The 21280-nt window shown below is 71.7% G+C and carries 21 protein-coding genes; 17 read left to right on the forward strand and 4 right to left on the reverse strand.

Annotation, left to right across the window (positions count from 1 at the left end):
• Positions 1-15 precede the first annotated feature (15 nt).
• On the reverse strand, positions 16-1518 hold the full coding sequence (locus ABD205_RS18325) for an APC family permease (RefSeq protein ID WP_344047319.1): 1503 nt from the start codon (positions 1516-1518) through the stop codon (positions 16-18).
• 193 nt (positions 1519-1711) lie between these two features.
• Here ABD205_RS18325 and ABD205_RS18330 point away from each other — a divergent pair, with 193 nt between their 5' ends.
• The 14 genes from ABD205_RS18330 (at position 1712) to ABD205_RS18395 (ending at position 14854) form a co-directional block, all read left to right on the forward strand.
• The gene (locus ABD205_RS18330; RefSeq protein WP_344047547.1) at positions 1712-2431 is read left to right on the forward strand and encodes a FadR/GntR family transcriptional regulator; all 720 of its coding nucleotides are present in this window, start codon (positions 1712-1714) and stop codon (positions 2429-2431) included.
• On the forward strand, positions 2428-3162 hold the full coding sequence (locus ABD205_RS18335) for a cache domain-containing protein (RefSeq protein WP_344047321.1): 735 nt from the start codon (positions 2428-2430) through the stop codon (positions 3160-3162). The genes ABD205_RS18330 and ABD205_RS18335 overlap by 4 nt, the downstream gene beginning before the upstream one ends.
• A gap of 94 nt (positions 3163-3256) precedes the next feature.
• The gene (locus tag ABD205_RS18340) at positions 3257-4459 is read left to right on the forward strand and encodes a cytochrome P450 (RefSeq protein ID WP_344047323.1); all 1203 of its coding nucleotides are present in this window, start codon (positions 3257-3259) and stop codon (positions 4457-4459) included.
• Between the two features lie 38 nt (positions 4460-4497).
• Positions 4498-4686, forward strand: a complete 189-nt coding sequence (locus ABD205_RS18345; RefSeq protein ID WP_344047325.1) for a ferredoxin — start codon at positions 4498-4500, stop codon at positions 4684-4686.
• Position 4687: 1 nt separating this feature from the next.
• The gene (locus ABD205_RS18350; protein ID WP_344047326.1) at positions 4688-5926 is read left to right on the forward strand and encodes an NAD(P)/FAD-dependent oxidoreductase; all 1239 of its coding nucleotides are present in this window, start codon (positions 4688-4690) and stop codon (positions 5924-5926) included.
• A 20-nt stretch (positions 5927-5946) separates the two neighbouring features.
• Complete coding sequence (locus ABD205_RS18355) at positions 5947-7329, forward strand: glutamine synthetase family protein (protein ID WP_344047328.1); 1383 nt, start codon at positions 5947-5949, stop codon at positions 7327-7329.
• The gene (locus ABD205_RS18360; RefSeq protein WP_344047330.1) at positions 7326-8024 is read left to right on the forward strand and encodes a substrate-binding periplasmic protein; all 699 of its coding nucleotides are present in this window, start codon (positions 7326-7328) and stop codon (positions 8022-8024) included. The genes ABD205_RS18355 and ABD205_RS18360 overlap by 4 nt, the downstream gene beginning before the upstream one ends.
• Complete coding sequence (locus ABD205_RS18365) at positions 7994-8731, forward strand: gamma-glutamyl-gamma-aminobutyrate hydrolase family protein (RefSeq protein ID WP_344047332.1); 738 nt, start codon at positions 7994-7996, stop codon at positions 8729-8731. Before ABD205_RS18360 ends, ABD205_RS18365 begins: the two co-directional genes overlap by 31 nt.
• 27 nt (positions 8732-8758) lie before the next feature.
• Entirely contained in the window at positions 8759-10129 is a 1371-nt protein-coding gene (locus tag ABD205_RS18370) for an NAD-dependent succinate-semialdehyde dehydrogenase (RefSeq protein WP_344047333.1), read from the forward strand.
• 5 nt (positions 10130-10134) lie between these two features.
• Positions 10135-10938, forward strand: coding sequence for a gamma-glutamyl-gamma-aminobutyrate hydrolase family protein (locus tag ABD205_RS18375; protein WP_344047334.1), 804 nt, complete (start codon positions 10135-10137; stop codon positions 10936-10938).
• Positions 10939-11029: 91 nt separating this feature from the next.
• On the forward strand, positions 11030-11470 hold the full coding sequence (locus ABD205_RS18380; RefSeq protein ID WP_344047335.1) for a hypothetical protein: 441 nt from the start codon (positions 11030-11032) through the stop codon (positions 11468-11470).
• A 56-nt stretch (positions 11471-11526) separates the two neighbouring features.
• A complete protein-coding gene (locus tag ABD205_RS18385) occupies positions 11527-12174 on the forward strand; it encodes an ABC transporter ATP-binding protein (protein WP_344047549.1) in 648 nt (215 codons plus the stop codon).
• The gene (locus ABD205_RS18390) at positions 12171-14378 is read left to right on the forward strand and encodes a hypothetical protein (RefSeq protein WP_344047337.1); all 2208 of its coding nucleotides are present in this window, start codon (positions 12171-12173) and stop codon (positions 14376-14378) included. The genes ABD205_RS18385 and ABD205_RS18390 overlap by 4 nt, the downstream gene beginning before the upstream one ends.
• 95 nt (positions 14379-14473) lie before the next feature.
• Positions 14474-14854 (forward strand): VOC family protein, encoded by a 381-nt coding sequence (locus ABD205_RS18395; protein WP_344047339.1) that lies wholly within the window; start codon positions 14474-14476, stop codon positions 14852-14854.
• Positions 14855-14876: 22 nt separating this feature from the next.
• Here the strand turns inward: ABD205_RS18395 and ABD205_RS18400 are convergent, their stop codons facing one another.
• Together ABD205_RS18400 and ABD205_RS18405 are read right to left on the reverse strand one after the other, a co-directional pair.
• Positions 14877-16085 carry a bifunctional glycosyltransferase family 2/GtrA family protein gene (locus ABD205_RS18400; protein ID WP_344047341.1) on the reverse strand — a complete coding sequence of 403 codons (1209 nt, stop codon included), beginning with the start codon at positions 16083-16085 and terminating at the stop codon, positions 14877-14879.
• Complete coding sequence (locus ABD205_RS18405) at positions 16082-18139, reverse strand: ArnT family glycosyltransferase (RefSeq protein WP_344047343.1); 2058 nt, start codon at positions 18137-18139, stop codon at positions 16082-16084. The genes ABD205_RS18400 and ABD205_RS18405 overlap by 4 nt, the downstream gene beginning before the upstream one ends.
• Positions 18140-18259: 120 nt before the next feature.
• On the opposite strand from ABD205_RS18405, the gene ABD205_RS18410 reads away from it, so the two are divergent.
• Together ABD205_RS18410 and ABD205_RS18415 are read left to right on the forward strand one after the other, a co-directional pair.
• On the forward strand, positions 18260-19402 hold the full coding sequence (locus tag ABD205_RS18410; protein WP_344047345.1) for a mechanosensitive ion channel family protein: 1143 nt from the start codon (positions 18260-18262) through the stop codon (positions 19400-19402).
• Between the two features lie 39 nt (positions 19403-19441).
• Positions 19442-20182 (forward strand): dienelactone hydrolase family protein, encoded by a 741-nt coding sequence (locus ABD205_RS18415; protein ID WP_344047347.1) that lies wholly within the window; start codon positions 19442-19444, stop codon positions 20180-20182.
• Positions 20183-20276: 94 nt separating this feature from the next.
• Here ABD205_RS18415 and ABD205_RS18420 read toward each other — a convergent pair whose 3' ends face one another.
• Complete coding sequence (locus ABD205_RS18420; RefSeq protein ID WP_344047349.1) at positions 20277-20555, reverse strand: hypothetical protein; 279 nt, start codon at positions 20553-20555, stop codon at positions 20277-20279.
• A 244-nt stretch (positions 20556-20799) separates the two neighbouring features.
• Between ABD205_RS18420 and ABD205_RS18425 the strand changes: the two genes are divergently transcribed.
• Positions 20800-21279 (forward strand): hypothetical protein, encoded by a 480-nt coding sequence (locus ABD205_RS18425; RefSeq protein WP_344047351.1) that lies wholly within the window; start codon positions 20800-20802, stop codon positions 21277-21279.
• Position 21280 lies beyond the last annotated feature (1 nt).

Below are 21280 nucleotides of genomic sequence, written 5' to 3' on the forward strand. Positions count from 1 at the left end.
GTGCGTCGAGGGTTGCTACTGCACGACCTCGGGCTCGAGCAGGTGCGGCGCGATCAGCGGCTCCGAGTCCGGGATGGCGTCGTTGAACGGCGCATTGCTCCGGCCGTAGCTGCGGTGGAGGGCCATGTAGACGACACCGATGACGACGACGACCGCTGCGGAGAGCAGCACGAGGTAGTTGTCGTACCAGGCGGCGTCAGGAGTGCGCGGCCACGCCATGTTCACCATGGCGCCGACGCCGTACACGAGCGCCGCGATGTTGACGGGCAGGCCCCACTTGCCGAGGCGGTAGGCCCCCGACGGCTCCCAGCCCTTCAGACGGGCCCGCAGGGCCGCGAACACGACCATCTGGAAGCCCAGGTAGATCCCGAAGGCGGCGAAGCTGACGATCTTGGTCACGGCGTCGGTGCTGACGCGGGAGAGCAGGACGATCAGGGCCGGGACCACGCCGGCGAGGATCAGCGCGTAGGGCGGAACGGCCCGCTTGGCCGAGAACCGCTTGAACAGCGAGGAGCCGAGGATCATGTCGTCGCGCCCGTAGGAGTACGCCAGCCGGCTGGCCGCGGCCTGCAGCGACATCGCGCACGACAGGAACGAGATGAGGACGACGCAGAGCACGAGGCGTGATCCGACCGACCCGAACGCCTCGACGAGCACGGTGTTGATCGGGTCGGGGTCGCTGCCGTCCAGGACCGCGCCGATGTTGGCGACCGACATCGTGAAGGCCAGGCAGACGAACGTCGCCGCGGCACCGCCGATGTAGATCGTGCGACGCATCGCCTTGGGGATCAGCCTGCCCGGGTTCGGGACCTCCTCGGCCACGTCGCCGCAGGCCTCGAACCCGTAGTACTGGTAGATGCCGATGAGGCTCGCTGCCAGGAACGCCGAGACGTAGCTGCCGTGGGGCGCGGCACCGAAGCTGTCGAAGATGACCCCGACGCCGTGGTGGCGGTGGGCGATGAGCAGCCAGCCTCCGACCGCGAGGGCGCCGACGATCTCGGCGGTGAAGCCGATCACCGCAGCCATCGCGAGCACGCGGGTGCCGAGGAAGTTGATCAGGGTGGCCAGCAGGATCGTGGCGAGACCGCAGATGATGACGGTGTCGGTGCTCGCCTCGATGCCGAGCACGGGTGCGACGTAGAAGCCGGCGGTGTAGGTGACCGAGGCGATCGTCGTGAGCAGCGCCAGCAGGTAGACCCAGCCGGTCATCCAGGCCCACTTCTTGCCCCACAGGCGCCGCGCCCACGGGTAGACGCCGCCGGCGACCGGGAACTGCGCCACGATCTCGCTGAACACGAGGGCGACGAGAAGCTGTCCGACGCCCACGATGAGCAGGCTCCAGATCATCGGCGGACCGGCGAGAGCCAGCGAGACCGCGAAGACGGTGTAGATGCCGACGACCGGAGACAGGTAGGTGAAGCCCAGCGAGAAGTTGGCCCAAGGGCTCATGTCGCGGCGGAACTCCGACGTGTAGCCCAGCGACGCGAGGTGTGCGTCGTCGTGCTCGGAGTGATGCATGTGGTGCCTCCGGATGTGACGTAGGTCAAACGAATGACGGGAAACCTACACACCTAGATGTTTTTATGACAAGACTTGACCCGACATCTTTTGCCGGACTGCCTGATCGCCCGGCACTGCCCACGGCCCTACCCTTGGTGCGCCCGCGACTTTTCGAGGAGACGTCATCGACAACCTTGCGCTGATCGCGCCGCTGGCCTCGGCCAACCGTGCCGACGAGCTCGCGGCCCGGTTGACCGAGGCGATCCACCTCGGCCTGCTCGCCGACGGCGAGCAGCTTCCTCCTGAGACCGAGTTCGCCCATCAGCTGGGCGTCGCGACGATGACGCTGCGCGACTCCATCTCGACGCTCCGCGACCGGGGGCTGGTGGAGACCCGGCGCGGACGCAACGGCGGCACCTTCATCAAGCGCTCGCTCGAGCCGGCGCCCGAGCCCGACCTCGAGCGGCTCGCGAGGATCAGTGTGGCGGCCCTGCGCGACCTGGCGGACGAGCAGCTCGCGATCACCGGGCTCTCGGCTCGGCTCGCCGCCCAGCGGGCGGCGCCCCAGAGCGTGCGCCGCATCCTGGGGATGGTCGACCAGATCTCGACGGCGGCCAGCCGTGGCGCCCGCATCAAGGCCGACTCGCGCTTCCACATCGAGGTCGCCATCGCGACCCGCTCCGAGCGCCTCGTGCGCCGCGAGGTCGCCCTGCAGGCCGAGACGGTCGGCATGCTCTGGCTCCCGCACCTGGAAGGGGCCGAAGCCTCGGAGATCGTGACCGAGCACCACGAGATCGCGGAGGCCATCGCCGCGGAGGAGGCCGAGGCGGCCCAGCACGCCGCCGAGCGGCACGTCCGGGCGAACCTGCGCCGGCTGACCACCGCACACCTGCGCCTGATCGAGGACGACACGCTGGAGGAGGCGCGATGACGGACGTCGGAATGACCGCGGTGAACGAGGCTTTCGGCCGGGCCCTCGACGCGGTCAACGCCTACCTGAACCACTGGCTCGAGCCCTTGGGCCTCCTGGCCGACGAGGTGTCCGCTGCGATCGAGCCGGCATCGGTCGGCTCGCTCCGGGACGAGGACCTCGCCGGCCTGGCGGAGGGGATGATCCGGCAGCTCGAGGCCTCGCCGGACGTCATCGGCCACGGCTTCGTCGCCGCGCCCGACGTGATGAGCGGCCTCGAGCACTACCTGTTGTGGTTCCAGCGACGGACGAACGGGATCCGCCGGCTCAAGCTCAACCTCTCCGCGACCGACCCCGACCTCTACGACTACCTCGACACCGACTGGTTCGCGGGTGCGCGGCGGCGGGTCGGGCCGGTGCTCTACGGCCCGTACGTCGACTATGCCGGCGCCGACTTCCTGGTGCTCACCATCGCCGTCCCGGTGATGGTCGGCGAGCGCTTCGTCGGTGTCGCCGGTGCCGACCTCGACCCGGACGCCGTCGAGAGCGCGCTCGTGATGCGGCTGCGGAACCTCCCGGGTGACGCCGTCATCGTCACCGAGGACCGGTCCGTCGTCGCGTCCGGCTCGGCACGGTGGATGCCGGGGGAGCGGCTTGCGGCGCACCCCTCGAGCGAGCCCGACGGCTGGCTGGCACAGGCCGCGCTCGCTCCCTGGTCGGGCTGGTCGCTGGCGCTGGCGGCCCCGGCGTAGCGCGGACCAGGGGTCCGTCGAGATTCGTTCCGAGTGACCCTTGACACTAAAAGTCTAAAGTTAGAGGATTCAGGCCAGCCACGAAGGAGGCCTGATGACCACGACCATTTCGGAGCTCGGACCGCGCCTGTCGGTCACGGACCCGGCGTTCTCGATCACCTCGGACGAGGTCAAGCAGCTGCGCGAGCAGAGCTGGTACGCCACGACCGAGTACGGCATCGCCGTGCTGCGCTACGAGGAGGTCAGTCGCCTCCTCAAGCACCCGAAGCTCAAGCAGGGCAGCGCCGCCTGGCCGGCCCACAACGGCGTCGTCGAGGGTCCGTTCGCCGCCTGGTTCGACTCCTGGGTCCTCAACAAGGAGGGCGAGGAGCACCACCGGCTGCGCCGGCTGATGAACCCGGCCTTCTCGCACAAGCTCATCGGCGGACTGGTGCCGCGCTTCCAGGCGCTGGCGGCCGAGCTCATCGACGCCTTCGCCGCCAAGGGGGAGTGCGACTTCACGGCTGAGTTCGCCGAGCCGTACGCGGCCCGCGTCATCGCGATCATGCTCGGCCTGCCCGAGGAGGAGTGGGAGATCATCGCCCGCGAGTCGGCCACCCTCGGCCTGGCCATGGGCGTCACGCTCAAGCAGGACCTGCCGGAGATCGAGAAGGCGCTCGAGCGGCTCTACGAGTACGCCGACGCCCTCATCGCCGACCGCCTGCAGAACCCCGGCGACGACTTCATGTCGGTCCTCGTCCGGGCTCAGCGTGACGACGACAGCCTGAGCGAGCAGGAGCTGCGCGACGCGGTGGTCCTGCTGATCTTCGGCGGCTACGACACGACCCGCAACCAGCTCGGTCTGGCGATGCAGACCTTCATGCAGCACCCGGACCAGTGGGACCTGCTGGCGTCGGACCCGTCGCTCGGCGGCAAGGCGGTCGAGGAGGTCATGCGAGTCAACCCGACCGTGCGCTGGGTGACCCGTGAGGCGAAGGAGACCTTCGAGTTCCAGGGCCTGACCATCGAGGCGGGGACCACCATCCACCTCTACAGCGAGTCCGCCGGCACCGACCCGCGCGTCTTCGGCGAGCCGTCGTTCGACATCACCGCCGAGCGCCGGCCGCACTACGGCTTCGGCGGCGGCGCGCACCACTGCCTCGGCCACTTCGTGGCCCGAAGCGACATGAGCGAGGCGCTGCCGCTGCTCGCTCGGCGGCTGCGCGACCCCCGGCCGCTGCCCGGCGACCGCTGGCTCCCCGACTCGGGCAACACCGGCCCGATCACGCTGCCGATCAGCTTCACCCCGGCCCCCTGACCACCTGACATCCCCCTGACACGCGAAGGAGAGATCCCGTGAAGATCACCGTCGACATGGCCCGCTGCGAGGACCACGGCCAGTGCGCCATCGCCGCCCCGGTCGCCTTCCGGATGAACGACGACGGTCGCCTCGAGCACGACGGCGAGGTGAGCGACGCCTACGCCGCCGAGATCGAGGAGGCGGCCGACGTGTGCCCCGTCCAGGCCATCCTGATCGGTGACTGACATGGGCGATGTCGCTGCGGGCGACGGCCACGTCGTCGTCGTGGGCGCCTCGCTCGGTGGCCTGCGAGCGGCGGAGCAGCTGCGGGCCGCGGGCCACGTCGGCCCCGTCACCGTCGTCGGAGAGGAGCCGTGGGCGCCGTACAACCGTCCGCCCCTGTCGAAGGAGATCCTCGCCGACGAGGGCGACGACGACGCGGAGCGGCTGCATGCACGCCTGGCGTTCCGCCGCCGCGCCTCGGTCGGCGACGTCGAGTTCGTGCTCGGCCGCCGCGCGGTCGCCAGCGATCTCGGCGCTCGCACCGTCACCCTCGACGACGGCACGGTCGTGCCGTGGGACGGCCTGGTGGTCGCCACCGGCCTCCGGGCCCGACGTCTGCCCGTGCCGGGGCCGCAGGCCGGCCGCCACGTGGTGCGGACCCTCGCCGACGCGTGCGGGCTGCGTGGTGCGGTACGCCGGCACGGCGCCGCCGTCGTCATCGGCGGTGGCTTCGTCGGCTGCGAGACGGCCGCCTCCCTGCACAAGCTGGGCCTGGACGTCACGGTCGTCCTCCCCGAGCGGGTCGCGTTCGAGCGAGCTCTCGGCGCCGAGCTCGGGGGTGCCGTCCAGCGCCACCTCGAAGCAGCCGGCATCCGCTTCGTGACGGGCGCGAGCATCGCGGCGTACACCGGCGACGACGAGGTCGACGGCGTCACGCTCGGGGACGGCACATCGCTCGTCGCGGGCCTGGTCGTCGAGGCCGTCGGGTCCCAGTGCAACACCGAGTGGCTCGCCGGCAACGGTCTCGACCTGAGTGACGGAGTGCTCTGCGACAACGACCTGCGGGTCGTCGGCGCGGAGTGGACCGTGGCGGTCGGGGACGTCGCCAGGTTCCCCAACCCGCTCGTCGACGCGACCCCGCGTCGGGTGGAGCACTGGTCGATGCCGACCGACACCGCCAAGCGCGCGGCCGCCTCCCTGGTCGCCGACCTCGGTGGCGTGGCGGCCGGGCCCCTCGAGCCGTTCGCGCCGACCCCGTCGTTCTGGAGCGACCTGCTCGACCTGCGCCTGCAGGCGTACGGCTCACCGAGCCTGGGCGACGAGGTCGAGCTCGAGGAGGGCGACCTCGGCCGTCTGGCCGACGGCGTCGTCCTCAGCCACCTGCGCGACGGGCGACTCGTCGGCACCGTCGCCGTCAACCTCGCACCCGCCCGCCTTCGGCCCTTGCGTGACCGGTTCGCCGCACCTGCGCTGACCCACTGACCACTCCGAGAGGAACCCTCATGCCCACCGCTCTCGACCAGCACCGCGAGCTCAACTCCCGACCCGGCGCGCTCGACCACGTCAAGCAGGCGATCGCCGACAACGGCGTGGAGTACATCTACTACCAGGCGGTGACCATCACCGGCCGCGTCGTCGGCAAGGTCGTCCCGGCCCAGCACGTCGACCGGATCGCCGTCCGCGGCGTCAACCAGCACCGTACGGCGATCGCCAACCTGCAGAGCGACCGCGCGGGGCGGCTTCTCGGCGGTGGCACCGAGGCGGCCGAGTACACGGCGATCCCCGACCTGGACACCTTCGCCGTGCTCCCGTGGGACACCAAGGTCGCCCGGTTCTTCTGCCGGCTCTACGAGCCCGACCACCGACCGCAGGACGCCGGCGCGGCCCTCGCCACGGACGCCCGGGGCCTCCTGCACCGGATCCACGAGGAGTTCACCGCCCGCACCGGGCTCGAGCTGCGCACCGGCACCGAGCCGGAGATGACCTGGGAGGGCCCGGGTCTCGAGGCGCAGTTCCGCCCGGGCTCGAGCCCGGCGTACCACATCGAGCACCTCGAGCGTTACCGCGCGATCTACCAGAAGGTGATCGGCTACGCGGGCGCACTCGGCCTCGACATGATCGAGGGTGACTACGAGGACGGCGGCCAGCTCGAGCTGAACTGGATGTACGACCACGCCGACCTGACCGCCGACCGGCTCGTCACCTACCGCCAGATCTGCAAGCAGGTCGCGCGCGAGCTCGACATCGAGTGCAGCTTCATGCCGAAGCCGGGCACGGGCTACATGGGCAACGGGTGCCACCACAACTTCAGCCTGTGGCGCGACGGCGTGAACGTGCTCGAGGAGCCGGGCCGCGCCGACCTGCACCTGACCGACGAGGGGCAGCACGCCCTGGGCGGCCTGCTCACCCACACGCCGGGCGCGATGCTGGTCATGGGCCCGACGGTCAACTCCTACAAGCGCTACTGGGACGCCGGGCAGTTCGCGCCCTCGCGCATCGACTGGGGCCTGGACAACAAGACCTGCACGGTGCGGCTCTCAGCCAACGGCCGGCTGGAGTACAAGCTGCCCGACGCCTCGGTCAACCCGTACCTGTCGCACGCGGTCATGATCGCCGCCATCGACGACGGCCTGAAGAACGAGACCACGCCGGGCGCCCCGACGGTCGGGTCGAGCTACCTGTCGACCGCGCCGGAGCTGTTCGGCAAGCTGCCGCTCAGCCTGGGCGAGGCCATCGAGGCGTTCCAGGCCGACGGCTTCCTGCGCGACTCCCTCGGGGCAGAGCTCGCCGACCTGCTCGTCGAGTACAAGTCGGACGAGTGGGCCCGGTTCAACAGCGCCGTCACGTCCTGGGAGCGCGACATCTACTGGGCGGACCTCCCGTGACCGGGGTGCTCCGACTCGCCTGCATCGACGCCGACGCGCCGCCGCTGTTCGGCCTCGCGGACGCGTCCGGCACACGGCATGGGTTCGAGCCGGCCGTGGCCGAGCTGGTCGCCGACGAGCTCGGGGCGCGGGTCGAGTGGGCGGTCATGTCGTGGGGCGAGATGCTGCCCGCCGTACGCCGCCACGACGTCGACGCGGTCCTCTGCGGCCAGGGGATCATCCCCTCGCGGCTCGAGCAGGTCGACTTCACCGCGCCGTACGGGATCTTCCACGAAGGCGTCCTGTGCCGGCGTGGTGAGGCGGTCCACGACCCCTCGGGGCTCGTCGGCCGGCGGATCGCCGCCATCGCGGGGTCGGCCAACGAGCGGCTCGCGAACTCGTTCGAGGGTGCGGTCGTCGTGCCCTTCTCCGGCGAGTCCGACGACGTGTACGGCGACATGCTGGCCGCGCTGCGCTCCGGTGACGTCTTCGGCGTGGTCGACGACGACGTGGTCTTCGTCCCGCTCGGCGACAGCGACCCCACGTTCGAGCTCGGGTTCGTCGTCAAGACCTTCAACCCGTGGGGCATCGGCGTCGCGAAGGACCGACCCGAGCTGCGGGCAGCCCTCGACACGGCACTCGCGAACGTGATCTCGGACGGGCGCCACCGCAAGGTCTGGGAGGCGTGGCTGCCGACGCTGGAGTACCCGTTCTGATGCGGCCGCTGATCGCGATCCCCGGACGGCGCAGCGCCTACGTCCAGGTGCTGCGCTTCTCCGGCACGATCATGTCCGAGGCGATGTGCGAGGCCGTCTGGGCCGCGGGCGGCGAGCCCCTGGTGCTGCACGGCCCCGACGCCGACCCGACCGCCGAGCTCAAGGACCGCCTCGCGCGGTTCGACGGCGTGGTCATGCCCGGTGGCGGCGACGTGGACCCCGCTCACTACGGGCAGGACCCGGTGGCGGAGTCTGAGGCACCGGTGTCGCACGACGACGACCTCGACCTCGGGGTCGTCGCCGCCGTGCTCGCACTCGGGACGCCCACGCTGGCGATCTGCCGAGGGATGCAGATCGTCAACATCGCCCTCGGCGGCACGCTCGTGCAGCACCTCGCCGCGGGCGACGTCGAGCACCGGGGCGCGGTGCACGAGGTGTCCGTCACCCCTGGCAGCCGCCTGCGCGACGTCACCCGACGCGAGCGGATCGCCGTGTCGTCGTACCACCACCAGGCGATCGACCGCACGGGCGTCGGCCTCACCGTCGTCGCCCGCGCCGACGACGGCTGCATCGAGGCGATCGAGCACCCCTCCGGGCTCCTCGGAGTGCAGTGGCACCCCGAGGACCTGCACACGACCAACCCGACCGACGCCGTGCTCTTCACCGACCTGGTGGAGCGCGCGGCCAAGCACCGCGCCGACCGCTGAGCCGAGCACGAGAGAAGGACGACTGACATGACCCAGACCCCGCCGTACCAGGTCACCGACCCCGCCACCGGAGAGGTGGTCGGCACCTATCCCTTCGCCACCGACGTGGAGGTCGAGCAGGCGCTCGCGGCCTCGACCGCCGCCTACGAGGAGTGGCGGTCACGGCCGGTCGCGGAGCGCGTGGCGATCGTGAAGCGGATCGCGCGCCTCTTCGCCGAGCGGGCCGACGAGCTCGGTGCCCTCATCACCACCGAGATGGGCAAGCGACCCGAGGACGCCGCGGGCGAGGCGGCGTTCTGTGCGGAGATCTTCGACTACTACGCCGACCAGGGGCCCGCGCTCCTGGCCGACCAACCGCTCCCGGGCCACCCGGGCGGACGGATCCAGAGCGTCCCGATCGGCCCGCTCCTGGGCGTCATGCCGTGGAACTACCCCTATTACCAGGTCGCACGCTTCGCCGCGCCGAACCTGGTCGCCGGCAACACCGTCGTGCTCAAGCACGCCGAGAACTGCCCGACGTCGGCGATGGCCATCGCGCGGCTCTTCGCCGACGCAGGCGTCCCTGACGGGGTCTACCGCAACCTCTTCGCCACCCACGAGCAGGTCGCCGCGATGATCGCCGACCCGCGCGTGCGCGGCGTCTCCCTGACCGGCTCGGAGCGTGCCGGCACGGCGGTCGCGGAGACCGCGGGACGGCACCTGAAGAAGGTCGTGCTCGAGCTGGGCGGGTCCGACCCCTACATCGTCCTCGACACCGAGGACGTCGCCGTGGCCGCGGACCTCGCCTGGGCGACGCGGATGTCCAACATGGGCCAGGCCTGCAACTCCAACAAGCGGATGATCGTGATGGAGGACGTGTACGACGAGTTCGTCGGCGCGCTCGTCGAGCGTGCCGCTGCGATGACGCCACGCACCGAGGCCGACGCCGACACCGAGTTCTCGCCGATGGTCTCCCGCAAGGCGGCCGAGGCGCTTCTGGCGCAGGTGCAGGACGCCGTCGACAAGGGCGCCACGCTGCACGTCGGCGCCGAGCTCAAGGAGAACGCCTGGTTCACGCCGGCGGTGCTGACGGGCGTCGTGCCGGGGATGCGGGCCTACGGGGAGGAGCTCTTCGGGCCGGTCGCGGTCGTCTACGAGGTCGCCTCGGACGAGGAGGCGGTCGCGCTGGCGAACGATGTCGACTTCGGGCTCGGCGCAGCGGTCTGGTCGACCGACGAGGAGCGGGCCGTCCGTGTGGCGGACCGGCTGGAGGTCGGCATGGCGAACGTCAACACCCCTGCCGGAGAGGGCGCCGACGTGCCGTTCGGCGGGACCAAGCGATCGGGCTTCGGCCGTGAGCTGGGGCCGCTGGGCATCGGCGAGTTCGTCAACAGGCGGCTCTTCTACGTGCAGCGGTGACGCGGATGACCGACCACGTCCCCGGGGACGCGGCCGTCGTGGCCCGCGCCGAGGTGGAGCCGGACCGGCCGCTCGCACGGGCGGCCGGGCGGCCCCACGTCGCCGTACTGGTGTCGCTGAACTTCCCCGACCTCACCGAGCCCGTGGCAGAGCTCGTCCGGCGGTTCACCCGCAACGCGCTGGCGGCGCTGACGGCCGCCGGCGCGTCGTACTCGCTGGTCGACTCGTCGCTGCCGCGCGCCCTGGACGCCGCGCGTGCCGCCCGCGCGGACGCCGACGCGCTGCTCATCCTCGGCGGCGGCGACATCGCAGCCGCCTGCTACGGCGGCCCGGACGGGCCGGTGGCCAACTCGTACGGCGTCGACGAGGCCGCCGACCGGGGCAGCCTCGAGCTGATCCGTGCGTACGTCGACGCGCGGCGCCCCGTGCTCGGCATCTGCCGCGGCTCGCAGCTCGTCAACGTCGCGCACGGCGGCACGATCCTGCCCGACATCGACGACCACCGGCTGCACCGAGGCGGCCCGGGGGAGCCGATGTTCCTCGACGAGAAGATCGAGGTGCTCGAGGGCTCGCGGCTCGCCGCCATCGTCGGCGCCGGGCCGCTGGTCGTCAGGTCAGGCCACCACCAGGCCGTCGACCGCGTGGGCGACGGCCTCGTCGTCGCCGCCCGCGCGCTCGACGGGATCGTCGAGGCGATCGAGCACCCCACGCGATGGATCGTCGGCGTCCAGTTCCACCCCGAGGACGACGACGGGGGCGACCGCGACCTCGGTCTGCTCGTCGGCGCGCTGCTGGCGGCTGCCCGCTGACCCTCGCCGCCAGGTGTTGATTCCTCTCGAAACCCAATGTGTTGTGTACAGTGCCCGAGCAATCAGTCGACGCCACTCGGGAGGCACACAGATGCGACTCATCAGCAAGATCAGCCTGGCCGTCGCCTGTTCGGTCATCCCCGCCGCTCCGGCGCTCGCGCTCGGAGGGGGGTCCGGCGGGTTCACCAACCCCGTGAAGAACAGCGACGGTTCCGCGGCGTTCATCAACGGGGCATGGGCCTTCGACACGTGGTCGCCCAGCCCTGCCCACCCCGGCTTCCACTACTCCGGCACCCTCAAGGACACGAAGGCCGACGGGGACTGGGTGTACACCCGCGGCAAGGTCGATGGCTATGGCTGGGGAGGCGGCGCGTCTGCGGAGAACCATGCCGGAAGCGGGCAGTCGATCCACGTGGCCCAGAAGGTCTGGGGCGCAGATCCGCCGAGCGAGGCGAAGATGGAGGTCTGCCGCCATCGGGCGGGCATCTACCCGAACATCTGCGTCGAGTCCGCCTGGAAGCGTCCCAGGTGAGGCTCGACTCCTCGGCTGAGGTCCGCGCCGGCGCGTCACATCAGGCAAGGGGCGATCTGGCGCTGCGCCGTGTCCAGTTCGCGTTCGGTGCCGCACGACCCGTGCTCGGGCCGGTCGATCTGTCGATCCCGGCAGGCTCACGGCTGGCACTCGTCGGGCCCAGCGGCTCGGGCAAGTCGACGCTCCTTCAGGTCCTCGCGGGGATCCAGCAACCGACGGCGGGCTCGGTGGAGTTCGCAGGCGCCCCGTTCGGCAGCCTCGACCAGGACGCACGTGCCCGGATCCGGCTCGCGCGGTTCGGGCTGGTGTTCCAGTTCGCCGAGCTCGTGCCCGAGCTCGACCTCGCCGAGAACGTCGAGCTTCCCTTGCGGATCCTCGGCAGGCGCGTCGAGCGGGCCCGCATCGCCGAGCTGCTGGACCGGCTCGGCATCGCTCGGGTGGCCAAGCGGGTGCCGTCCCAGGTCTCCGGAGGCGAGCGGCAGCGTGCCGCGATCGCTCGGGCGATGGTGCACGACCCGGCAGTCGTCCTGGCAGACGAGCCGACCGGGGCGCTGGACGGCGAGAACGGCCGCGCGGTCCTCGCGCTGCTGCTGGAGTGCAGCAACGAAGCTGGCGCGACCCTCGTCGTGGTGACCCACGACCAGTCCGTCGCGGACCGGCTCGATCGCGTGGTCGAGCTGCGCGACGGCCGAGTCGTCGCGTGAGGGAGCGCCGAGTCGGCTGGTCGCTGGGCTGGCGCTGGTTCGCGCGCCCTCCGGCGCCGAACCGGGGCCTGCGATGGCGCCGCATGGTCGCCGCCGGTGTCGCGACCTGGGTCGCGCTCCTCGGGGCCACGCTGTGGCAGGCCAACGACGACCGCGCGGAGCGCGGCCGCGCCCAGGAGCCCCGACCGGCCGTCGGCGCGCACCACAGCTTCGAGGCGTTTCAGACGGACACGCCGTACGACGGCGACGTCTGGACGACGATCCACGTGGGCGCACTGCAGGACGGCGCGGATCCGGCGACGGTCACTCCGCCCGGCGTACCAGCGTTCCTCGCGCCCGGGACGACCTACGTCTCGCCGGCCGTACGACGAGCCATGGCCCGTGACCCGCTGGCAGTCGGACGTGTGCCCGGACGGATCATCGGCACGATCGCCGAATCGGGCCTGCAGTCCCCGGACCAGCTGCTCGTCTACTCGGCTGGGACGCCGGGCCCGTTGTGGCGGCGAGCGACCGGGTGGGGCTCGCCGGTCGTCGAGGTCCCCCGGGGAAGCATTCCGAGCGGTCCGTTGCTCGGCCTCGTCGCCCTGCTGGTCGGCGTCCCCTCGATCCTGCTGGCGCGCGCCACATCGCGGATGTCCGCGGTCTCGCGGCAGCGATCGCTCGCCGCCTCCCATCTCATCGGCGTCCCGATTCGGACGCTCGCGACGGCCGCGGCCTTGGATGCGTCACTCTGCGCCGTCACCGGGTTCGTCGGGGGTAGCGCCGTCGCGATCGCCAGCGTGCTCGCTGTGCACCGCACCCGACTGCTCGGCATCGAGTGGTTCCCGCCCGCGTCGGTCGTCTCGCCGCCGGTGGCGCTGATGGTCGGTCTCGTGCTGATCGGGCTCATCAGCCGCGAAGCGGCGCGCTCGACGCGGCGTGACCTGCAGACTCCGCTCTCGGCGCGCGCGGGCGGTCCGCGCCCGACGCGACCTCGGCGGATCGTCCCGATGCTGCTCGGGGTCGCCGGTCTGGCGGGGATGGTGTTCGCGTACGTCGTGCTCGGCGTTCACCTCCGGAACGGGCCGGCGATCGTGTACTTCTACGCCGGCGGTGCGCTGGCCACGCTCGGCGCCTTCAGCGCGATGCCGGTGGTCCTCCAGCTCTGGAGCCGACGCCCGCGACGTCGGGAGCCGCGTTCCACCGAGTCGTTCCTGGCGGTCCGTCGGCTGTCCTGGCAGCGCGATGCGCTCGCCGCCGCCTGTATCGGATTCACGGTCGTCGGGCTGTGCTGCCTCGTGGGTGCAGCGGCCCTCGCCGATCTCGACAACCTCTCGGTCCCATCCGCAGCCGGCGACGAGTGGGACGTCCAAGTCGCCCATGACACCGACCTTGCGCCGACGCTGGCCGTCCCTCACGCGCCTCGCATGCTGGACGTGTCAGGCGCCGCGGAGGGCGCCGAGGGGGTGCACCACACCCTCGTCGCCGACTGCTCGACACTTGCGCGGATCATCGAGCTCACCTCACCCGGACTCGGTGATCGGTTCACTCGGCAGTGCCACCCCGGTCGGACCTTCCGCGTCGCTTCCCACGGCGCGCCGAACGTGACGCGGGTGGTCCTCCCCGGTGGTGCCGACTCGATCCTCGGGCATTCGGACGTCGTGGCAGCCGACCCGACCGGGGTCACGTTGCCGGCCGGGCAGAGGGACATCCTGGTGTTCCCCGGGGCGACGGACGCGCAGGTCGACGCCTACGTCAGTCGCGTCATGGCGGTGGCGCCGGAGGTGCAGGTCTCCGACCTCGAGGCCGACGCCTTCGCGCCGATGGTCACGCCGACGCGCCGCCTGATGCTCGGCTGCACGATCGGCGGGATGCTGACCGCCGGCGCCCTTCTCGTCCTGTGCGCCCTGGACCAACGCCGACTCTCGCGGATGGACGACGCCCGCCTCGTCGCGCTCGGTGCCACTCGGCGGCTCACGGCCCGCGCCCATGCCGAGACGTTCGCGCGTGCCGCCGCTGTCGCGCTCGGTGTGGGTCTCCTCGTGGGCGGCCTGGACGGCACCGTGTATGACCGCGTCGGCGGTCTGGCCGCCGGTCCGGGTGGCACGGGCGTCATCCTCGCGCTCGTCGCCGTCGCGGTGGCCACCGCCGCGGTGGTGCTGACCTGGCTCATGGCCCTGCCCGAGCACCGCGGCGCGCTCGGCGAGGAGCTCCGCCGCGAGTGATGAGCGAGCCACCGGCGACCGGGTGTGGAAACCCGGTCGCCGGCCGGCGGCCCCGTCGCTAGGCTCGGTGCCCCACGTCCCGCCAGGAGGCCTCCGTGTCGCACCTCGACGCCATCACGATCCACGCCGGTCAGCCGGCGCGGCTGGCCGAGTTCTGGTCGGCCGTGCTCGACCTGCCGATCGACCCTGGTGACGCGGCGGCGATCGCCGGGGGGACCCTGCCTGCCGACGAGTCGGTCCTCCTCGGCAGTCGCGACGGACTCCACGTATGGATCAGCCCGGCCGACGAGCTCGCGCCGGCCGGTGGTCGGCTCCACCTCGACGTCCGGCTGGGCGACGCCGGCGAGCTCGACCGCCTCGTGCGGCTCGGCGCCCGACACCGGTGGGACGACCCCGAGGGCCGCTGGACGGTCTACGAGGATCCCGAGGGGAACGTGTTCTGCGCCGTCCCTCCGCCTGCGACAGCCGAGGGCTGAACGGCAGCGGCGCGAGACACCCTCACCGCATCACGCGCCTCAGCACGCCGAACCGGAGCAGCGTCGTGACCGCGTTGGCGACGACGAGCACCGTGAGCTCGGCCGTCCGGCCGGGGTCCGGACTGGCCGCGTGCAGCAGCGCGAGCGACCCACTGGTCAGGGCGAGCCCGACCCCGAAGGCGGCCAGGCCGGCAACATGGTGGCGCACGACTCCCCGGCGTGCGCTGACGCCGAACGTGAGGCGGCGGTTGGCGGCCGTGTTGGCGACCGCGGTCATCAGCAGAGCGACGAGGTTGGCGGCCTGAGGACCGAACGGCAGCCGGAGGCCCAGGTAGAGCACCAGGTAGGCCAACGTGCTGAAGATCCCGATCGCCGCGAACATGACGATCTGCGCCGGCAGGGCGGGATCGGCCGGCCGGGGACGGCCGAGGCGGCCGACCGCGATCCGGCCCGAGGCGAGCCCGGTCAGCAGGCGTCGTACGCCGCGGAGGTCGTCGATCGCGGTGGAGACGATGTCCACCCGCGAGTCGGGGTCGTCGACCCAGTCGACCGGCACCTCGTGGATGCGCAGCCCCGCCTCCTCGGCGAGCACCAGCAGCTCGGTGTCGAAGAACCAGTCGCCGTCCTCCACGAGCGGCAGGAGCCGCTTCGCCACGTCGCGCCGGATCGCCTTGAAGCCGCACTGGGCGTCGCTGAACGAGGCGGACAGGACACCGCGGAGCAGGAGGTTGTAGCAGCGCGAGATCAGCTCGCGCTTCGGGCCTCGCACGACCCGGCTGCCCTTCGCCAGGCGGGTGCCGATCGCGAGATCGGAGTGGCCGCTGAGCAGCGGGGCCACCAAGGGCTCGATCGCGGTGAGGTCGGTCGACAGGTCCACGTCCATGTAGCCGACCACCGCCGCCGTCGAGGAGGACCAGGCCGCCTTCAGCGCACGCCCTCGGCCCTTCTCCTCGAGGCGGAGCGCCCGCACGCCGGGGAGCTCGGCGGCCAGCTCCTCGGCGATCCTCCAGGTGCCGTCGGTGCTGGCGTTGTCGGCGATCACGATCCGGCACGGGTAGGGGAGGTGGCCGCGGAGGTAGGCGTCGAGCCGTCGTACGGACCGGGCCAGCGTGCGCTCCTCGTTGTAGACGGGGATCACGAACTCGACGGAGGTGTCGACCCGGACGTCGTGGCCCGGACCGGCATCGACCCACGCCTCGCGGTCCGACCCGGGCTCGCGGAGGGTGGTCATGCGTTCACTCCCGTCGCCGCGGCGGTGCTCGAGGTGCCCGACGTGGCCGACTGGGTGAGGTCGTAGACCGTGACGCCGTCGACCGTCTGCGCGGTGAAGTTCTCGCTGACCCACGTCGCGATCTGCGAGGACTCGGTCGTCGAGCCACTCTGGCCGCCGCGCATGCCGCCCATCGCGCCGCCCTGCCCGTCGCCGACGAAGTAGTGGATCCTCCCGTCGGCGACGTACTGCTCGAACTGCTCGAGCGTCGGGCTCGCCGCGGTGCCGTTGAAACCGCCGAGCGCCATCACGGCGTCACCGGTGGCGAGCTGGTAGCTGGCCGCGTTCTGTGCGCCGGTCGTCGCCGCGACCCAGGTGTAGCCGCCCGCATCGGCGGTCAGCATCGACTCGAGCTGGGACGAGACGCTGGAGCCACCGAGGATGCCGCCCGTGGCGCCACCGTTCTGTCCGCCCGGCGCGCCCCCCGGGGCACCGTTCGGAGCGCCGTTGGGCATGCCGCCGCGCGGTGCGAAGCCGCCGCCCGGAGCACCGCCGGGACCGCCGCCCGGACCGCCGCCCGGACCGCCGGCCGGACCGCCGGCCGGACCGCCGGCCGAGGTCACCGGGCCCGCCGTCACGATCGAGCCGGTGTGCGGGGTGATGACCGTGTCGACGGCGTACGACGCCGGGCCGGCGAGACCGGCCACGAGCACCGCGCCGAGCACGCTCACGGTCAGCGCACGGGAGAGCCGGTCGACGACCACGAGGGCCGCGGCCGCCGCCAGGCCGAGGACCAGGACGAGCCAGCGCAGTGAGTCGTAGGGCTGCTGCCCGGACTGCCCGAGGAGCGTGAAGGCCCAGGCCGTCGAGGCCAGCATGGCGGCCGCGAGGACGATGCGGGCCGCGACGAGACGCCGCTCGCGCCAGACGGCGACCCACCCGAGGACGGCGGTGCCGGCGATCCACGGCGCGAGCGCGACCGTGTAGTAGTCGTGGTAGATGCCCGCCATGAACGAGAAGACCGCGGCCGTCGTGAGCATCGCGATGCCGTGGAGCAGCAGTGCGGCCCGCAGCCGGTCGGTGCGCGGGGCGAGGCCGCGGAAGGCGACGCCCGCGACGAGCAGCAGCACCGCAGCGGGCATCAGCCAGCTCACCATGCCGCCGGAGACGCCCTGGAAGAGGCGCAGCAGGCCGACACCGCTGCTGAAGCCGCCGTTGCCGAGTCCGCCGGCTTCGGCGCCTGTGATGCGGCCGAGGCCGTTGTAGCCGATGACGAGCTCGAGGATCGAGTTGTCGGTGGAGCCGTCGATGTACGGGCGTGAGGAGGCGGGCACCATCTCGACGATCGCGATCCACCAGCCCGCGCTGGCGACCATCGCGGCGAACGCCCCGACGAGGTGGACGAGCCGGCGGCGGGCCGAGGTCGGTGCCGCGAGCAGGTAGACGAGCGCGAAGGCCGGCAGCACCAGGAACGCCTGCAGCATCTTGGTGAGGAAGGCGAGCCCGACGAGCACTCCGGCCAGGACGAGCCAGCGACCGCGGGCGGCCTCGGCCGCCCGCAGGGTCGCGTAGCCCGCGGTGACGAGCAGGAAGAGAAGGAGCGCGTCGGGGTTGTTGAAGCGGAACATCAGAGCGGCCGACGGCGTGAGCGCCGTCGCGGCGCCGGCCACCAGCCCGGCGGCCCGCCCTCCGGTGCGCTGCACCGTGGCGTAGACGACGCCGACCGTCGCGACGCCGAGGAGGGCCTCCGGGACCAGGATGCTCCACGAGCTGAGCCCGAACACGCGGATGGACAGGTCCATGAGCCACAGCGAGGCCGGTGGCTTGTCGACGGTGATCGAGTTGCCGGCGTCCAGCGACCCGAAGAAGAACGCCTTCCAGCTCTCCGAGCCCGCCTGCGCGGCCGCCGAGTAGAACGAGTTCGCGTAGCCGGACTCCGAGAGCGTCCACAGGTAGAGCACGGCTGTGGCGCCGAGCAGGGTGAGCAGCGGGACGTGGCGGCGCCACGCGGACCGACGCTCCGGTCCGGCGGTCGGCGCCTCTGCCTGGGCGGGAGGTGTGAGGAGTGTCGTCATGACGTCGAGGCTGGCGGGACGGACTGTGCCACCGGTTCCGTCGTCCTGTGGTTCGTCTGTGCATGCCTGATCACGGCGACGGGAGCGTTTCACGGGCATGCTCCCGGCGCACCGGAAGGCATGACCGTCTCCTGGACCGACTTCATCGCCGCCCTGGTCACGGCCTGCGTCATCGCGCTCGTGATCGTCGTGCTCGGCACGGTCGCCTTCCGTGTCGCCGCCCGCTACTGGTCGCGCGGCGGCATGCTCGCCAAGTCGGTGCGGGCGCCGTTCCGCACGTTCGCGGGGGTGGTCGCCGTCGCGGTGGCGGTCTCCCGGACGCCGTACGGCGCCTGGGAGTGGTGGCCCGTCGTCCAGCACACGCTGCGCATCGCGGTCATCGCGTCGGGCGCGTGGCTGCTCGGGGCGATGCTCATCTACATCGAGGACGTCAGCCTGCGCCGTCACCGCACGGACGTCCCGGACAACCTCAGCGCGCGGCGGGTGCGCACGCAGGTCCTGCTGCTGCGCCGCCTGACCGTGGTCGCCGTGGTGCTGCTCGCGATCGCGATCGCGCTGTTCACCTTCCCGGGCGTCAGGACCTTCGGCGCCAGCCTGCTCGCCTCAGCCGGGGTCATCTCGGTGATCGTCGGCATCGCCGCGCAGTCGTCGCTCGCCAACGTCTTCGCCGGCATGACCATCGCGTTCAGCGACGCGCTGCGGATCGACGACGCGATCATCGTGGAGAACGAGTGGGGCTGGGTCGAGGAGATCACCCTGACGTACGTCGTCGTGCGGCTGTGGGACGACCGGCGGCTCATCCTGCCGTCGACGTACTTCACCCAGAACCCGTTCCAGAACTGGACCCGGCACGCCTCGGAGCTGCTCGGGGCTGTCGAGCTCGACGTCGACTGGCGGGTGGACACCCAGGCGATGCGCGCGGCTCTCGACCGCATCCTCGAGGACACCGACCTGTGGGACGGCCGTGTGAAGGTGCTGCAGGTGACCGACGCCCTGGCCGGCTACGTGCGGGTGCGGGTGCTGGTCACCGCGAAGGACGCGCCGACGCTCTTCGACCTGCGCTGCCACGTCCGTGAGCAGCTGGTCGGCTGGCTGCAGCGCCACGACGAGGACGGACTTCCGCGGCAGCGCACGGAGCTGGTCGAGTCGAGCAGCCACCCCTACCTGCGCCAGCGCTCCACGGGCACGGGCCTGTTCACCGGGGACCCCGAGGCGGAGGGCCGGGCGGCCCGTGCCGGCGGAGGACAGCAGCCGGAGACCTGACCCACGGCCGGCGCCGGTGCGTCGGCTAGCGTGCGCGACATGGTCGACACCATCCAGATCCGCACGCCGGACGGCACCGCCGAGGCGTACCTCGCCGGCTCCGGCCCGGGCGTCCTGTTCTACATGGACGCGATCGGGCTGCGGCCGCGGATCGCCGAGATGGTCGAGGAGATCGCCTCGTGGGGCTACACCGTGCTCGCCCCGAACGTGTTCTACCGCGACGGCTCCGCCGCGGACCTGGCACCGACGCAGGACCTCCGGATCCCGGAGAACCGCGCGGCGTTCTTCCAGGGCGGTGTCATGGACCGGGTCCACGGGCTGACCCCGGACAAGGCCGAGTCGGACGCCGCCGCGTGGGTCGCGACCCTGGCGGAGCACGCGGCGGACGGGCCGATCGGAACCAGCGGCTACTGCATGGGCGCTCGCCTGGCGCTGCGGACCGCCGGGTGGCACAGCGACAGGGTCAGGGCCGTGGGTGGTTTCCACGGCGGCGGCCTGGTCACCGACGCGCCGGACAGCCCGCACCTCTCGATCGCCGCGTCCACGGCGTCGTACGCCCTCTTGCACGCGGACAAGGACAAGGGCCTGACTCCTGAGGACGTCGCCGTGCTCGAGGCGGCGCTCATCGAGTCAGGTCGCCCGCACGTCAACGAGATCGTGCCGGGCGCTCCGCACGGCTACACGATGAGCGACACCTCGACCTGGAACGCCGAGGGGGCGCGGCGAGCGTCGGTCGAGCTGCGTGCGCTCCTGGACCGCGAGGTGCGCTCGGCGGGGTGACCCCGCCGATCGGCGCTCGGCCCTGTGCCGTGATTCCGAGTCACGTGGTGACTCAGATCAGCGGCACTGACGCCAGGAGCCCGCCACGCCCGGGCTATGCCCTGAACAGCCGCCGCCACCACGAGCGCCTGTCGGCGCGGCGCGGTCGGTGGGCCCGTTCCCATTCCCGCTTGGTCAGGAGCTTCCCGGCCTTGCGCTGCTTCGCCACACACTCCGTGTGAGCGTGGCGGCGGTGCTCACGATCGCCCTCGGGGAACAGGAGCGTGTTCGGATTCATCGCCAGCAGGCGACGGTGGCAGATCAGACACGTGTAGGTCTTCGCTCGACTGCTCTGCGCGGGCCGCATCTCCCACCAGCGCGCCTCGTCCTTCATTGAGGAAGGCTATCGGCCCGCTAGGACCAGCTACCGCACCTCGCCGGGTGACCGGTGAAGGCGAACATGCTGAGGACGACATTGGCGCGATCCGCTCTACGGTCCGGGTCGTCCGACTCGATCAGCAGCACCAGAGCTCAGGATCCACGGGCCCAGTCTGACCGGGGTCGGCCCAAGTCAGTCCCAAACCGACTTCAAGTACGCCGCGCGACCCTGTGGTCACACCCCCACCACAGGAGAAGAAATGAACATCCGCACCACCGCAGCCCTGACCGCCACGATCCTCGCCGGCCTCACCGCGGTCGCCGCGCCGGCCACCGCGGGGACAGTGACCAGCATCGACAAGAGCCTGTTCGACGCGACCCCGACCCTGACGGCTGGGTCGATGTCGGTCTCAGGCGCCACGGCCGGCGAGCTCGGCAGCACGCTCGAGCTCACCGCCACCGCTGTCGACGGCTCCCTTCCGACCGGCCGGGACTGCGAGCCCGTCACCGTCCAGGCCACGCTGCGCCCGAACGCCGACGAGGCCTATCGCATCGCGACGACCGGCGAGGCCTGCGGTCTCGGCACGGCCGGCGAGTTCAACCTCAACGCCTACTTCGACAAGAAGCAGGTCGACTACACCGGTCCGGAGCACAAGACGAAGGTCGTCGGTGACGGCCTGATCGCAGCGGCGAACCACTTCTACGGTGCCCAGGCGGCCGTGACGTTCACCGTTCGCTGAC

This window comes from Nocardioides panacihumi, assembly GCF_039530925.1.
GTDB classification, from domain to species: domain Bacteria; phylum Actinomycetota; class Actinomycetes; order Propionibacteriales; family Nocardioidaceae; genus Nocardioides; species Nocardioides panacihumi.